Genomic DNA, 14,895 nt, shown 5'->3' with positions numbered 1-14,895 from the left:
CACTACGCCTGCGCTGCTGCGCGCTTGGCAGCGTATTCGGCGAACACCACGCCGCCGACAGCCAACAGGCCACCGCCCAGTACCCATCCAGTGAGCGACTCCCCCAGCAGCATCACCGCCAACGCAGCGGTGACGATCGGCACCAGATTGAAGAAGCCGGAAACACGCGCTGCGCCCAGCCGGGAAAGGCCGGTCATCCAGGTCAGCGGTGCGAGAATGGATGCACAGACCGCCGCGAAGCCGATGCAACCGACCGCCGTCAGGTTGTCCACCCCGGCCCCGAACAGCAGCTGTAGTGGCAGCAGGATCAGCGATGCGGCCGTGGCCTGAAGGAACAGCGACTCCAGCACCGACAGCGGAATCTTCCAGCGCTGCATCAGCACGTTGTAGGCGGCGAAGGCCAACGCGCCGACCAGCATGATCGCATCACCGCGATTCAGGCCCCGCGTAGCCAACCGCGCCAGGTCGCCCTGGGACACCACCGCGACCACGCCGATGCTGGAGATCACCGCTCCGAGGATGGCGGTGCCACGCACCGGATGGCCCATGAATACACGTGACAGCGCCAGCGCGATCAGTGGAATCAGGGCCTGGATCACCCCCATGTTGGTGGCCGAGGTGAAGTGTGCCGCGTAGTAAGCCAGGCACTGGTACATCACGCCACCCAGGCAACCCAGCACCAGGAAGCGGCCGAGATTTGCACGCACGGTTGGCAGGTTTCCGCGCAGACGTGGCAGGGCAAACGGCAACAGAAGGACGGCCGCCACCAGCCAGCGGAAGAAGCCGATGTCGATCGGGCCCACTGAACCGGAGGCAAGCTTGGTGACGATGGTGTTTGCGCCCCACAACAGGCACGCAAGGATAGGAAGGAGATAGTTCAAGGCGGCGGCTGTACGCAGGGGAATGACCAGCGTACGCTTGGCGCATATCGAGGACATCCCGAAAATGCGCCATTCCACCCCTCGCTTGCGGCAACCTCTTGAGCCGGTCCCCACTTTCCTCCAGCTGCCCGGCCCAATCTACTTCCGGCAGGGCTCGATGGAGCCCACCAACTGGGGCACGCACAGTCATCCCTGGGGACAGTTCAACTTCGTCGCGCAGGGCGTGATGGAGATGAAGATCGATGGTGAGTGGATGGTATCTCCACCCCACTACGCCATCTGGATTCCACCCGGCATGGCCCACTACTCGCGCAATCGATCGCAGCTGGCCTATCGCTCGGCCTATCTGTCGGCAGCACTGTCACGTCGGCTGCCAACGCGTTGCAGTGCGCTGGAAGTCAGCCCGTTGCTGCGTGAACTGCTGCATGAGCTGGCACGGCAGGGGGTTGCCGATCCGCAGACACCGGCCCAGCGGCGCATGGCCGCGGTGGTGATCGATCAGATCGTCAATGCCGCGGTGCTGCCAAGTTTCCTGCCGATCGCCAGCAGCGCTGCACTGAAGCAGGTGATGGCGTACATGGAGAAACGCCTGTCGGCGGCCGAATCGGTTGCCGAGGTCGCGCAGCGCCATCACATGAGCGTGCGCAAGCTGGAGCGCCTGGCACGCAGCGAACTGGGCATGTCGCTTGGCGACTGGCGTGGGCGGGTGAAGTTCGTGCGCGCCACGGAGGCGTTGTGCACACGCCGGCCGATCAGCCGGATCGCCGAAGAGCTGGGTTACTCCGGCGTCAGCGCCTTCGCCGAGATGTTCAAGCGGCACGCGCAGTGCACGCCGGATCAGTACCGGAAGCTGCATCGGGCAGAGTGAGGGCGAGTTAGATAGCGGCCAGCAGGTCCACGAGCAGCTTCGGCAGCAACAACGCCGCCGCAACGCTGGCCAACAGGATCAGCAACACCTTGGCTGTCAATGGACGACGGCGCGGATTGCTGAAATGCAGGTTCAGATCGCGCAGTTCATCCCGCAGCGCCTGCCGCATACCTGCGCTTTGTGCACCGGATTCGACCAGCTGCCGTTCAAGCGCCTGCAGGCGCTTCATCAGCTCACGCGGCGGAGTAGCCCGGATGATCTGCTCTGATTCAGCGCCTGCAGCCGGCGCGCCTGCGGCATCAGCGCTGCCACGAGATCATCCGGCGGAAGCCATGAGACCTGTCGCCGGGCTTCCGCATCCATCTCAGCCTGTAGCAGATCGCGTTGCTGCCGCAGTTCGGCCTGGGAGGTGCGGCGCTGCCACATGGGGAGGGCACAGGGTTGATGGGTAGCGGGCAGTGTATCGCCCGGCGTCCCGGAATGGCTGTCGATTTCCCGCCCCGTCGTTCGTCGGAACAGGAAAGGCGGGCCCTTCGGCCCGAAGGAGTACCCCGATGTGCCCCATCCTCACCGCCTTCGCCACCTCCCCGGACCGCGGCCAGGGCCTGGCCCGTGACATGCGCGTGCGCTGGGCCCTCGAAGAGCTGGGTGTGTCCTATGACGTGCAGCTGCTCACCTTCGCCGAGATGAAGCAGCCCGCGCATCTGGCACGGAGTCCCTTCGGACAGATTCCCACCTGGCAGGAAGGACATCGGGTCCTGTTCGAATCCGGCGCGATCATCCTGCACCTGGCCGAGCAGCATCCCGGTCTGTTGCCGACCGATCCGGATGCGGGCATGCGCGCCATCATGTGGGTGTTTGCCGCGCTGAACACGGTGGAGCCGCCGATTGTCGAACGCTCGATGGCCTGGGTGCTGGAGCGCGAGCAGCCCTGGTACGCGCAGCGCCTGCCGATGCTCGATGAGCGTGTGCGTATGCGGCTGGCGCAGCTGTCAGCGTGGCTGGGCAAAGCCCTGTGGCTTGACGGTGACTTCAGCGTGGGCGACCTGATGATGGTCTCGGTGCTGCTGCGCCTGAAGAGCAGCGGCCTCCTCGACGAGCACCCGCAGGTGGTCGCCTATGTGGCCCGTGCAACGCAGCGCCCCGCCTACCAGCGTGCGTTTGCCGCGCAGCTGGCAGTGTTCCAGAACGCCTGACGCTACGCCCCGTGGGCAGGCCTCAGTGCAGACTGCGCCGGCACGCCGCCTGTACCAGCATCAGCTGCGCCACCAGGATCAGCATCGCGCAGCCCGACAGCAGCCAGGGGTCGATGTACCACTGTTCATTGAAGCTGAAATTGCCGGCGGAAATGCGCTTCCAGCCGTTGAAGTGCTGCATCGCCGCCACCACGAACGCGAAACCGCCCGTGGTGTATGAAAGCCAAGGCACGATAAGCCCGCCGGGCCGCGCGAACAGCACCAACAGGCCCAACAGCCCGATACCCGTGCGCTGCACCCGGCAGTATGGGCAGACGTAGGCCACCCCACTCCATTCCACCGACCAGGCCAGCAGACTGATCAGCACGGCTGCGGCGCCTGCGGCGTACAGGATCTTGGGCGCAATCGTCATGCTGCCGTTATGTTGCATGCGTGCTCTCGCTCTGTGCAGACCCTGGCAGGTTAACAGCGTGGCCTGGTCAATCCTTCTTGAAGACCGTGCGCTTGCCGATTGGGCTGCTCTTGCGCGCCGTCGGCCGGGCCAGGCCGGGAATCAGGAAATCGGTCACCTTGTGGCCCTTCTGCACCTTGGACGCCAGCCAGCGTGGCATGCGCCCGCGGCCGGACCAGGTCAGGCGCTTGTACTCCGGGTCGCGGTACTTGGCCGCCACCTTTCCGGTTCTACGCCTCGCGGGCTTGCGGCTGGGTGCGGCGTCTTCGACGGCTTCTTCGCCGAAGAGCTCTTCGAGCGTATAGCCGGCTTCGGCCGCTGCGGCCTTCAACATGCGCCGCACCGCACTGGCCGGACGGCGGTTGGAAATCAGTTGTCTGCGCTGTTCAGCGGCAACCACCAAGGCACCCAGTTCCCGAAGGCTGAGCGATTCAATATTTATCTTCATGGCCGGAAAGGTCCACTGCGGCATGGCCATCTGTCAAGACGCCCTATCTGGTTGTATGCACAGGCTTCACCGGCACTGGGCTCCGATCGGCCTCGCCAGCCCCTGAGGACATCCACATGAGCCACTCATCGCATTCGCTTGCCTACCTGCTAGCGCGCATCCTGCTGATGTCATTGTTCCTGGTCTCCGGGTTGGGCAAGCTCGGTGATCTCAGCGGCACCCAGGGCTATATGGAAGCGATGGGGGTGTCGGGCATCCTGCTGTGGCCAACCATCGTTTTCGAGATCGGCAGCGGGCTGTGCATCCTGCTCGGCTTCCAGACCCGGCTGGTGTCGATCGTGCTGGTGGGCTTCAGCCTGGTCACCGCGTTCATCTTCCACCACAACTTCGCCGACCAGACCCAGCAGATCATGTTTCTGAAGAACCTGGGGCTGGCCGGTGGCTTCCTGCTGCTGGCCTGTACCGGCGCCGGGCGCTATAGCATTGATGGCAGGGGACGGCGCGGGTAAGCGTCCGTCCGTGGTCTGCACGCGCTGGCGGAAAGGTTCGGCCTCCGGCGCCAGCGTGTGGATCAGCTTGCCTTGCTCGCCCAGCCCGGAAACTGGCCCAAAGGCTGAGCCAGACGACCAAGACCGACCGCTTGGATACCTATGCACTGGCGCCGACGGCCCCACAGGTGAAGTCGCTCTCCTATCAGCCGCTGGAACCCTGGTAGCAGAAACTGCGTGAGTTTGTGCACGCTCGGCGACTGCAAGCGCTGGCCGAACGCTTGGGAAGGCAGATAGCCGAGCAGGTCGCCCAACAGTCCCAACTCGCCGTGTTCAAGGCGATGACGGGCGCCGGACCTGTGCTGCAGGTGGCCCTGGCCAAGCACCTGCCTGAGCTGGACAAGATCAGTGGAAGGCCATCGCCAGCTAGGTCGGTGTAACCCTGATATCCCGCGCCAGCGGAGCGGTACGCAAAAAACGAAGCATCCACGGCGGCAGAGCCGAGATCCGTCAGGTACTTTACATGGTCAGCATTTCGACACTGCACCACAAACCTCGATTGCATGACTTTTACCGATCGCTGCGTGCCCGCGGCAAGGAAGCCAAAGTCGCCATCGTGGCGGTGATACGGAAGATGCTGATGACCCTCAGCACCGCCGTGCGTGGCGCTGAAAGCGGACCGGATCTTGAAGCCAGCCAGGGCGGACATCCTGAGGCTGCCGGCCATCGGCAGGCACTACTATGCCTGTCTGCCGGAGAGCCCCAAGCCCCTCCGGCGACACGGTTGCTCCATGCTTCGCTTCCCTTGCGGCAACCCCTCGGTTCTCATCCTTGCCAAACGTGGAACCAGGCTGCCAGCGTCAACTTGTGCATCGCAGAGGCCGCTGCAGCACATTCAACGACAGGCAAGTGAATGCAACAGCATGTTTCAGCCGGTAGTGGAGATGAAACTGGATACACCGATGTGTCGCCATGCGCAGACCAAAGACGCTGTCACCACCGAGTGACAGCGTCCCACTTCGGGCTTGCCCTCCCAGCTACAGCCGTGGATTTATGCACGTCAGTGCACTACCACTTGGCACGGAAGCCCAGCGTAGCGCTCAGGGAATAGCTGTCGGCAAAACTGCTCAGGCTGGTATTGACGAGGCCCTCGCCATAGAACGAGTACTTGCCGTCATTCCAACTGTAAGAGCCACCAATGCCCACGCCGCCGCCCAAGCCATTCACTCCATTCTTCAGCGTCACATCGTCGAGCTTGACCCGGGTTTCGCCGAGGAGCTCATGGCTGAGGTTGGCAATTCCGTACACATGCGAGCGGTATGTCACACCATTGGCACTCTGCCAACTAGCCTCCTGGGCCAATGCAAGGCCGAGCCTCCCCTCCAGGCTTTCTCCCTTGTCAAGACTTACGGCCGAGCCGAAGGGGTCGTTGAAGTCATCGAACTTCACGCTGGAATAGACCAGCTGCGCCTGCGGTGTAAGCGACCATTCCGGCGTCAGGGCAAACCGCTTGCCGGCCTCCATCGATAGCGCATAGCCGAAGGCCTTGCGACTGTCGCCCAGCGGGCGACCACCACCATCATAGTTCAGATCGCTGCTGTACCAGGTCGCCCGCCCCTGCGCATCCACATAGGCACCATTATCGCCATACCAAGTCAGCGAGCCACCGAAACCATAGCCGACCGTACGAATGCTACCGCCGCCGTTGATTGCGTCATAGGCCGACAAAGTCGCTGCTCTGCCATTGACATAGTGAGCGTTCATGCCGCCAATCAGCGTGCCACCCGCGCTCTCCGACAGCAGTCCATCAATGCCCGCCTGTAGAGTGAAGGCGTCCTGCTTGTAGTCGACACCGGTGGTGGAGCGGCCCGTGTCCATACGGCGATGCGCACCTTCGATGCGCCCCCATACGCCGTTGCCCTCCGCGCCGGCACCGACCGTCTGGGTGCTGGTCCCCGACCACATCCGGTTGCCAACACGCTGCTGCAACGTCGGCACACCATTGAGCCCCAACAAGGCCTGCGGATAGCTCTCGTAGACCGATGCGCCCGGTTGATACCGAGGCCTTACCGGTTCAGTCGGCGTCACTCGGCCCGCAGGATCCATCTGCGAGCGCAGGTACCAGTCTCCACCGGTGGATGTCGCAACATCGTCCTGGTGCAGCGTATAGGCATAAGCACCCGCCACCACGGCACTGTTGCCATCCTTCGTCCTGTAGTCGCCCAGCAACGAGAAAGTTCCATTGGATGCGCCTGCAACTTCGATGACCTTGATACCATCTACCGTCGGCGCACCCGCGCCACCCGCGTTGCGCACCTGGACCAGGCCAGAGCCACTGGTGCCACCATTGATGATCAGGCGGTCCGTGGGCGAATCATCACCGCCCAGCACAGTATCGAGCGCAACCACGCCGCCGTCGCTCACATACTCGCCATCGATCACGGTTCGATCACCGGCAGTATCGTTCTCCATCGTCAACCGTCCCGCATTGGAGAAGCTACCGATGCCGCTGAAAGTTGTCGTTGTCGTCCTGTCCCCAAGCGCAGCCACGATCGTGCCACCGGCCTCGTTCGAGATCCGGTTGTTTGCAACGTCAAAGCCGAAATCATTTGTACTCCCTGCCGTGTTCCAGACACCGCCCATCCTGTTGGTGAACGCATTACCAGGACCTGCAAGAACCACAGTACCCAGCACAACGCCGGAATTGACGACGGATACCGACAGCAGATTGCTGCGCGCAGATTTATTGAACACCTCTTCGGCAAGGGATGTAATCACCGTCGCGTCCGAGTCTCCGGAGCTGTTCTGGAGCGTGCCTGCGTTGCTGATTTGCGCCATCTTCTGCGTATCTGCGAACAGCCTGATCGCCTCAACGCCACCCTGCACCACACTGCCTTCCTTGACATTGATTCGGGTATCCCCGGCGGCGGAAGTGTCTTCCAGGCTACCTACGAATATCCCCGTTTCTGTTGCAGTCAGAATCCCGCTGGTGGTTATATTGGCCGCACCACGATTGCCGATGGATTGCAGAAAAATCGCTGAAACTGGCGATGCCGAGGAACCGCTGGCAACTCCTGCCACGGTGATGTCGCCATCAGCCGTCACGTTCACACCACCAACGGTGTCGCTTGATGACGGAGCAGCCCCCCCCAAACCCGACCGGCCCCACAGTCCTAGTTGGTTGAGACCGGAGGCCACTCCTATGCCAAATGTTTCCGCGCTGATACTCCCACTGGTCTTAATGTCGACGTTACGCGAACGAAGAACCGCAATACCAATAGACCCTCGCACCTCGTTCTTGCTGCTTGACGTCATCAATCGGCCATTGGCATTGATATTTACGTCACCTCCCACAGCAGCGATGCCTGCCACCCCTTCAGAAGGCCGCCCTGTCCCCGTCACCAATACGTCGCCATTGGCGTTGATGACGTTTTTTCCATCTCCACTTCTAACTTGTGCAAATATCCCGCTACCCCGTGCGATGACCTCACCGTTGGTGGTAACCGTCGCATTACCCATTTTACTATAGGCAATGACACCTCGCTCATTTGAGCTGATGACACCGTTAGCGGTGACCGTTGCGTCGCCAGTCCCTTGATTATTGGCATAGATGCCACTACCGATGTAAGTGCCAGCACGCGCCGTCGCAGTGACTGCCCCGGTCTCGATACGGATATCCGTACCACCATAGTTTTCAGCTCTGATGCCTGTGCCACCTACAAGCGGCCCGGTCGCGTTGATACCAATGCCGCCAGCCCCACGGTTGATCGCCTCAATGGCGGTGCCTGCTGAACCGGCCGAAATGGACCCGTTGGTGAAGACAGTGATGCCTTGGCCGCCTTGGTTGGTTGGCGTGCCGGCCCTCAGAGTCAGCGCAGTGCCAGAGTCCGCGTTGATCATTGAGGAATGCTGGTCATTGTAGGAAAGCGCAGCGTCTCCGACGACAACAATGCCGTCGCCGGTAGGCGTCGAAATGCTGAAGTCGTCCGTCGTGGTGAGCGTGGCACCGGGCGCGATGATTGACTGGGTGATTGTCGTTGCGCCAGAGCAGTTGTACTGGCTTGCCGATGTAAGGAAACACGCCGCCTGTGCGGCATTGGGCAACAGCCCAGCACCCAAAGCGGCGCCGAGGCCAAGGATGGGAACCAGCCTGAACACCTCTGAATTGGCAGCAAGCGCCTGACTGCCGGCCTTTGTAGGGTGAACAGCTTTGGCAAGCCAAGGCCGCTGCACAGAAAGATACTTCATTATCAAATTCACCTTGAGAGAGGATCACACCATCAGCAGGGCATCCTGCTTCCCACAGGAATCCAACCGCACCCGGGCATCTCGTTCGTGCTTTGCCTCCAAGCCACCTGTGGCTGGCGGCTTTCCAAGCGTGAGCGCCGGTCGATGCTTTGCGGGAGATAACCTATGAGCGATGCCGAGGGAGCTGCCTCCAGCGGAGGCACATACTGGAGCAGCGACCGGAACACTAGTTCCAACCCACCCTGTGATGCAAGTCTCAAAATTAAGTAAAATAAACTACATTGTTACATTGATGACCATGTAATTTTTGTCCGGCAGCCGGCGCGCGTATGCTTGCACTGATCAAATCGACATATAGAGTGCTCGATAATGGAATTGATCCATCGCCAGCATCGAGTCCAGGAAATTTACTCCGGGACTTTTTACGAGATCACAGTGGACCAATGGGGCGAGCGGTATGAAGTATTTGAGGTTTGCGTTGGCAATATGATGCCAATTGCAGGGATTGGCCGCAGTTTCTTGACGCTGGCTATCGCCCTCAGCGCTGGCCATGCATTGGCACGTCTTGTAATCGATGGCTGACAGATAAATATGCCCTCTTCAGTCCTTGCCAAGACAACCTCCCATTCACTATTTGCATATCAAACTCGAGGCAGTGCGCCTCCCAGCATGTCATCCAACGTGCGCCGGCCAGAAGGGTTGATCAGATCGCTCCGCCCGTCGCGGATGTTGCTCGTGATGTGCCATACATCAAGGCGGAGCTATCAGGCATGCGCATACCAGATACCGGCTCCAAGCGCAGCCCACCAGATCTGAGAAAGAACCCTCCATCATTCATTGTTTCGCGCACCGGCGAGCGCCTGATGCACCGCTGCTGGCACAGCAAACCTGGTCCGAATGAAGGCCCTTCTGCGGCGATAACCAGGAGCCCATACAATGGTCCCGCAGCATGGCTCCTGCGGCGTCGGCTCCAACAGGAAGAGGCTTGATTACTGCCCCGCCAATACCGCATACCGCATACCGCATACCGCATACATGTTTACCCCGGGAAGAATTATCCGGGACCAAGATTTTCCGGCCATTCGCAAGCACCTTGAAATGAGCAGCCGTATTGCTGCCTATCCACAACCCACTGGCATCTATCACACCATTGAGGACGGGCCCACTTCCGTCGGCACAGATTCTCCAGATCACTCTGGCATGCAGCAAAGTTCGGGGGGGGGGGGCGTCCGCCGCGCAGTGACAGGCATCCTGGTTGACAACGGACAGAATCACCCAAACGGGCTCGAGAGTCCGCAGGATCAAAGCGTACATTGCACCTTTCCCTGCGAACTCCGCCAGGCCATTTGCCTAGAGCAATGCCGAGCACACCGCCGGCTCACTTGCTAGCCGCCGCTTTATGGTCATAGCTGTTTGCATCACCCAACAGGCCCTGTGCAATCAACCCCACCTCCACGATCGTCGCGCTCGACGCATCATTGAATATCTCGCGGAAGTGTTCATCCATCACTGCAGGCTCGCTTTCCAGAGCCCTCTTTATCTGCTCATCCGCTACGTCAAGAAGATCGACCAGGGCCTGCACGGGATGGTCATGGTTGCGTTTGGCATCAGCAAGAAGCGCTCCCATGATGACCGTCATGGCAGCCAACCTGCCTGATACCGACAGCGCCTCTTCGCTGCTCATGTTCATTTTCCAATCCGGGCTGATGAAAGAAAACAGGGGGAGAGGGCCAATCCCGCGCCCTCTCCCCGGCCTCAGGCCTGCCTCAGAACTGCACCGACCAGCGGGCGTTGACGCTGTGGTCGCGGCTGTCCTCGCCGAACTGACCGCTGTAGCCCAGCTCCAACTGCTGGCGCGCAGTCAACCACGCTGACAGCCCCAGTTCGGCCACCACCGCACGATCAGCAACCGGCGCACCACTGATAGTGAAGGCATCGCCGGCATCGAACGCCAGCTGCGCCAGCGGGTTGCGATCACCGAAACTGCGTCGGTAGCCCACGCCGCCGCGCACGTGCAGCCAGCTATCCTGCTGGAACGCGGCCTTCAGCCCCTTGTCAAAGCGCAGGCCAGCGGTGGCCACCGTCGTGCGGGTATCTTCCGCCTGCCCGCGCAACGCCGCCGCACCGCCCTGCTCGCGCACCTCATCCATATCAACCTGCACCTGCGCCACCTGCAGGTAGGGCTCCAGCCCGGACTCACGATCACCGAAGCGGTAGCCGGCCTCGATGAACGCCTGGCGGCTGTTCGCATCATAGCGGGCACTCAGCGTATCGCTGAAGCCAGCAAAGGCCACTTCACGCGTGCTGTTGATCTTGTGCCGGCTGAAGGCCAGCCCACCACGCAGACCGAAACCGCCCCAGGTATGGCCGGCATACAGGCCCAGGTGGGTGTTGGTGATCTTCGATCTGGCCTGCCGCCCCTGCGCCTGCTTGAGGTCGGTGCGACCGGTGCCGCCCAGCACACCCAACTGCCAGCCGCCCACACCATGGTCCAGGCCCACCAGCAGGCCAGTGACATTGCTCTCGGTACGGCTGGCATTGCCGTCGCCATCAAGCTTGCCATTGCCACCTAGCGCCTGCACCCAGGCGCCAGTGCCGCTGGACTGCCCTTCTCCCGGCGCCAGGCCGGCATTAGTTCGGCTCAGGGCCACATCACGCACGTAGCGGCCGTTCTCCACCAGCACCGAGACCGTGCTGGCATGCAGCTCGCCGCTCAGGCCATCCAGTGCCGCACCGGCCTGTTGCGGGAACAGCTGGGTCAACGGCCGGGGCAGGCCCTGGTTGATCGCCAGGGCGTCGGCCACCTCGGCCACCGCACGCTGGTTGGGCGTGCTGGCAGCGCTGGCCAGCAGCGCGCCGCGTGCCACATCAATGCGCGCTCCGTTGGCCGCATAGGCCACGCTGAACTGCAGGAATGGCGAGAACGCGCTGAAGTCAGTCTTGGCGAACTGCCCCTGCACCCCCCCATCCGCCTGCAGGACATTGAACTGCTCGCCCAGGTAGTACACACCAGGCTCAGGAAGCGCAGCCAAGGTGCCGTCCAGTGTTGCCGTCCCGGTGACACGCAGCAAGTCACTGCGCTTGCCAGAGGCCAACTCGGCCGCATAGACACCTGTGGCCGTCTGCACATAGTTGCCATCGATGGTGAGGGTGCCGACGGAGTTGCCCGGCTCGACGATGCCTTCAACGCGCACATCGCCCACCAGGGTGCCGGCGCCACTCAACCGCCCCTGTGCACCGATCAGCGTATTGCCGGTCATGGTGCCGTTAACAACCGACGAACCGCTGTCGACCTGAAGGTCGGCGCCCGACAACGTGCCTGTCGTATTAATGTTCAACACACCACCGTCGACCAGTGTCGTGCTGGCGACCTGGTTCTCCGCCGACAGGGTCAGCACACCTTTGCTGACCTGGAACCCTTCAATCGAGTTGTTGCCCCGCAGCTCCAGTTGACCAGCCCCACTAAGAATCAGGCGCCCCCGATCACTTTCACGGGCCGAGAGGACAACGCCATTGACCAGATCGTTGGACCACACATCGCTTTCGCCCTGAAGATCGACGCGCCAATCACGCAGCAGACCGCCAGGACCGTTCATCGCCGCCTCCATATCAGGCCGCCCCCAGCCGTGCTCTTCGTCAACACCCGGTTCACCTATGTCCTGGGACGTTGTCAAGATCACATCTCGGGCCTGCTCTCCGGACAGATACTTGAAGCGCTCCATGACCAGCGCCAACGCCCCGGAAACCACCGGGGCGGCCATCGAGGTTCCGCTCGCATAAAGATAGCCTCCAGAATCCACCTCAGAGTACTCCCCTATAATTCGATAATACTCATCAGCAAAGGCTCTCGCAAATTCCGACCGCTCCAGCATGTATTCCACATCCGAACTATCACCAGGATTCTTGCTGCCAACCATCCCAGCTGTTCGTAAAAAAATCAGAGCTTCAAGAGCATTAAAACCAACAGAGTCATCAATCAACTTCTTGCCCTCCGAATCCATCTTCTCGAGATTCGTGGGAGAAGTAAGGGCGCCCAGCATTGCATATATTGCAAACAATCGCGCAGTAGTCACCGGGTCATCACTTTGCAATGGATCAAGGCTTTGGGCGAGCGGATTACCTGGATCATTTACAAAAGCACCCAGCGACTCCGTCGAATACAAATCCACATACTCCGGAAAATACGACCTCATACTCTCAATGAACGCAATCGCATTTTCACGACTGATGATTCGTTTGGCGCCGGTTGAGCGAACATCTACACCCGGTGCACTGACACACCAATAGCGGGCATTGCCACAGGCCTGCGAAAATTCAGCAAGCTTTCCGTCTTCCCCTAATGCAGCCACTGCCAGCCAGGTGGACTCCAATTCCGGAAATGCCATTGGCAACGAGGCAGTCGGAGTGGCATGAATCACCATGCCTTGTGCAGCATTGGAGCTGTTGCCGGCAGCAAAAATCGAAACAATCCCGGCTGCCGAAGCAGATCGATATACCTCAAGATCATCAGTTCCCGTATACCCTGAAGTAAGTTGTGAAATATACTCCCCTGCCTCACGATCATAAAGAGGAGATCCACCATCACTGAGCCTTGACCAACCACCGCCCCAGCTGTTGTTTATAATCCTTACCCCCTGTGCTATCAGCCCTTGATACGCGGGCACCGCAGCGGGCAACTGAATAAATTCACCATTACCAAACTTGGAATTAATTACCCGGGATGTACCGTACCCCCCTGTCCCTCCCGCGAGATAATGTGATGCACTGAAGATATCGGCCCCCCAAGCCACGCCGTGGGTACCTTGGTCATTTCGCGACGCCCCAATAATTCCGGCCACGTGCGTTCCGTGCCAATTCTCATCGTAGTTCCCAATCGATGTGTGTCCATCGAATCTCCCGAACTCATAAACCCCTGCGTCACTTGGCACCTTCATCGCCTCGCGCGTGTCAACCAGATGCAATCTGTCGCCGAACTCGCGCTCACGCCACGTATCGGCATCAACACCACTGTCCAGAACGCCTACCTTGACACCGGCCCCACTGTAGCCAAGGGCATAGGCATACTCCGCTCCAATGGCCGCTTTGCTCCAGTCCGCATTGAACTCTTCAGTGCGCCAGCTGGCCGGATCACCTGGCACACCAGCGACCGTCGCCGTGTTGGTGGTGGCAGCGGCAATACGAGGCGTATTGGCGCCTGCCACAGCAACGGCGGGCGTCGAATGCGCCCACGCTGCCGCTTGCAGGCTCCTCTGCTGTCGAAGCTCATCAAGGGGGTCCGCTGCCATGGCAGGCAGTGACGCTGCGACCATCAGCGCGCCTACTACCGCAAGCGCCAAGGGACGGGGAGTTAAAGTACGACGCGGATGAGACACTACTGAATGATTCATGTAGACCTGCCCTCTATCGTTGAAAAGCGGATTCACTCTTGGCTCCCCAGCCTGGAACACGGCCATCTACACCCGCTGTCACCAAGAACGCGGTCATCTAACTTCAATGGTCGTGTGTTATAGGAACGGCCCCATGCGACGCTCACCCTACAGTCGATTAATTAATGAGTTCACATTCATGATGATCGAACAGCATCCGATATGACCTGGCCTTCACGGCGGAGACGGGTAATCGCTAGCCTGGTTGGCCTGACCTTAGCCGTAAGGGGCGTTGAGTTCCTGAGACGAGTGCGTGCGACAAGGGGATGCCGCTCGGTGGGCCACGATGTCGTGGACATGACCTTGATCAAGCGCACGCTCATCTACGCGTCACGACGGACCACGAAGACCTTTTCACCTTTCGCACCCAGCTTCCCGATTGTCGCGACCGCGCCCAGTAACGGAATCACCGCTGCAGCCGATAGCGCCGCGGCTCCATACTGGCCACGCGCCAGCCAGGTGGCGACATTGACCACATCCAAGGGTTCACCGAACACGGGGACCAAACCAGCATATCCAGCCTGGTCTGCCTACTGGGATCTGCTGGACGTCCGTCATCCAGCGGAGTTGCAAGGGGATGCGCCGCTGAAGCGGCTATGGTCTGCCATCCAGAGCGCGATCTTCGACGAGTGGGTGTTGGCTCTGGGCCGCCATGTTCGCCGGCGAAGCCCCAATCAGCCCTTGCGTCGTTTGGAGGGGCAAGCAGGCCTGCAAGCCGTAGCTGCCATGGTGGTCATACTTAGAGAAGCTCACGAGGCAGGCCATCGCTTGCGCGCTTTCAAGATCGGGCGCTCGCTACACCTCACTCTGTTGGGTTCTACCCCGATATCACGGACGGTTCTAAAAGAGCCGCAACCTTCTGATCCTGCCTGGCGACCCTTCGCCGCAT

At 60.7% G+C, this 14,895-nt stretch carries 11 protein-coding genes and 2 pseudogenes; 6 read left to right on the top strand and 7 right to left on the bottom strand.

Annotated elements, in window-relative coordinates:
* Nucleotides 1-2: 2 nt before the first annotated feature.
* Complete coding sequence (locus tag AC07M7_RS09655; protein ID WP_495207274.1) at nt 3-938, bottom strand: DMT family transporter; 936 nt, start codon at nt 936-938, stop codon at nt 3-5.
* A 7-nt stretch (nt 939-945) separates the two neighbouring features.
* Here AC07M7_RS09655 and AC07M7_RS09650 point away from each other — a divergent pair, with 7 nt between their 5' ends.
* Nucleotides 946-1,749, top strand: coding sequence for an AraC family transcriptional regulator (locus AC07M7_RS09650; protein ID WP_046983430.1), 804 nt, complete (start codon nt 946-948; stop codon nt 1,747-1,749).
* 7 nt (nt 1,750-1,756) lie between these two features.
* On the opposite strand, the gene AC07M7_RS09645 is transcribed toward AC07M7_RS09650, so the two are convergent.
* On the bottom strand, nt 1,757-1,978 hold the full coding sequence (locus AC07M7_RS09645) for a hypothetical protein (RefSeq protein WP_495207273.1): 222 nt from the start codon (nt 1,976-1,978) through the stop codon (nt 1,757-1,759).
* Nucleotides 1,979-2,303: 325 nt separating this feature from the next.
* On the opposite strand from AC07M7_RS09645, the gene AC07M7_RS09640 reads away from it, so the two are divergent.
* The gene (locus AC07M7_RS09640) at nt 2,304-2,945 is read left to right on the top strand and encodes a glutathione S-transferase family protein (protein ID WP_495207272.1); all 642 of its coding nucleotides are present in this window, start codon (nt 2,304-2,306) and stop codon (nt 2,943-2,945) included.
* Nucleotides 2,946-2,967: 22 nt separating this feature from the next.
* Here the strand turns inward: AC07M7_RS09640 and AC07M7_RS09635 are convergent, their stop codons facing one another.
* Together AC07M7_RS09635 and AC07M7_RS09630 are read right to left on the bottom strand one after the other, a co-directional pair.
* A complete protein-coding gene (locus AC07M7_RS09635) occupies nt 2,968-3,375 on the bottom strand; it encodes a hypothetical protein (protein WP_478474131.1) in 408 nt (135 codons plus the stop codon).
* A gap of 49 nt (nt 3,376-3,424) precedes the next feature.
* The gene (locus tag AC07M7_RS09630; protein ID WP_495207355.1) at nt 3,425-3,844 is read right to left on the bottom strand and encodes an H-NS histone family protein; all 420 of its coding nucleotides are present in this window, start codon (nt 3,842-3,844) and stop codon (nt 3,425-3,427) included.
* A 116-nt stretch (nt 3,845-3,960) separates the two neighbouring features.
* On the opposite strand from AC07M7_RS09630, the gene AC07M7_RS09625 reads away from it, so the two are divergent.
* Entirely contained in the window at nt 3,961-4,353 is a 393-nt protein-coding gene (locus AC07M7_RS09625) for a DoxX family protein (RefSeq protein ID WP_495207271.1), read from the top strand.
* A gap of 83 nt (nt 4,354-4,436) precedes the next feature.
* Nucleotides 4,437-5,011 (top strand): annotated as a pseudogene (locus AC07M7_RS09620) (transposase); the annotation flags it as partial.
* A 389-nt stretch (nt 5,012-5,400) separates the two neighbouring features.
* On the opposite strand, the gene AC07M7_RS09615 reads toward AC07M7_RS09620, so the two are convergent.
* A complete protein-coding gene (locus tag AC07M7_RS09615) occupies nt 5,401-8,580 on the bottom strand; it encodes an autotransporter family protein (protein WP_495207270.1) in 3,180 nt (1,059 codons plus the stop codon).
* Between the two features lie 369 nt (nt 8,581-8,949).
* Here AC07M7_RS09615 and AC07M7_RS09610 point away from each other — a divergent pair, with 369 nt between their 5' ends.
* Nucleotides 8,950-9,162 carry a hypothetical protein gene (locus tag AC07M7_RS09610; RefSeq protein ID WP_495207269.1) on the top strand — a complete coding sequence of 71 codons (213 nt, stop codon included), beginning with the start codon at nt 8,950-8,952 and terminating at the stop codon, nt 9,160-9,162.
* Between the two features lie 796 nt (nt 9,163-9,958).
* Here the strand turns inward: AC07M7_RS09610 and AC07M7_RS09605 are convergent.
* Nucleotides 9,959-10,264, bottom strand: coding sequence for a hypothetical protein (locus AC07M7_RS09605; RefSeq protein ID WP_495207268.1), 306 nt, complete (start codon nt 10,262-10,264; stop codon nt 9,959-9,961).
* 82 nt (nt 10,265-10,346) lie between these two features.
* Nucleotides 10,347-14,003: an autotransporter domain-containing protein gene (locus tag AC07M7_RS09600; RefSeq protein ID WP_495207267.1), complete on the bottom strand. Its 3,657-nt coding sequence runs from the start codon at nt 14,001-14,003 to the stop codon at nt 10,347-10,349.
* A gap of 300 nt (nt 14,004-14,303) precedes the next feature.
* On the opposite strand from AC07M7_RS09600, the pseudogene AC07M7_RS09595 reads away from it, so the two are divergent.
* Nucleotides 14,304-14,895, top strand: a pseudogene (locus AC07M7_RS09595) (hypothetical protein); the annotation flags it as partial.

It is taken from the genome of Stenotrophomonas sp. GW821-FHT09E08 (genome assembly GCF_059416125.1).
The sequence above is the reverse complement of the archived record's forward strand: the minus strand, read 5'-3'. Positions and strand labels throughout refer to the sequence as shown.

What these genes read in the sequence shown, in the direction of transcription:
- AC07M7_RS09655 (WP_495207274.1), bottom strand. Translation starts at nt 938, where the DNA reads ATGTCCTCGATATGCGCCAAGCGTACGCTGGTCATTCCCCTGCGTACA.
- AC07M7_RS09650 (WP_046983430.1), top strand. Translation starts at nt 946, where the DNA reads ATGCGCCATTCCACCCCTCGCTTGCGGCAACCTCTTGAGCCGGTCCCC.
- AC07M7_RS09645 (WP_495207273.1), bottom strand. Translation starts at nt 1,978, where the DNA reads ATGAAGCGCCTGCAGGCGCTTGAACGGCAGCTGGTCGAATCCGGTGCA.
- AC07M7_RS09640 (WP_495207272.1), top strand. Translation starts at nt 2,304, where the DNA reads ATGTGCCCCATCCTCACCGCCTTCGCCACCTCCCCGGACCGCGGCCAG.
- AC07M7_RS09635 (WP_478474131.1), bottom strand. Translation starts at nt 3,375, where the DNA reads ATGCAACATAACGGCAGCATGACGATTGCGCCCAAGATCCTGTACGCC.
- AC07M7_RS09630 (WP_495207355.1), bottom strand. Translation starts at nt 3,844, where the DNA reads ATGAAGATAAATATTGAATCGCTCAGCCTTCGGGAACTGGGTGCCTTG.
- AC07M7_RS09625 (WP_495207271.1), top strand. Translation starts at nt 3,961, where the DNA reads ATGAGCCACTCATCGCATTCGCTTGCCTACCTGCTAGCGCGCATCCTG.
- AC07M7_RS09615 (WP_495207270.1), bottom strand. Translation starts at nt 8,580, where the DNA reads ATGAAGTATCTTTCTGTGCAGCGGCCTTGGCTTGCCAAAGCTGTTCAC.
- AC07M7_RS09610 (WP_495207269.1), top strand. Translation starts at nt 8,950, where the DNA reads ATGGAATTGATCCATCGCCAGCATCGAGTCCAGGAAATTTACTCCGGG.
- AC07M7_RS09605 (WP_495207268.1), bottom strand. Translation starts at nt 10,264, where the DNA reads ATGAGCAGCGAAGAGGCGCTGTCGGTATCAGGCAGGTTGGCTGCCATG.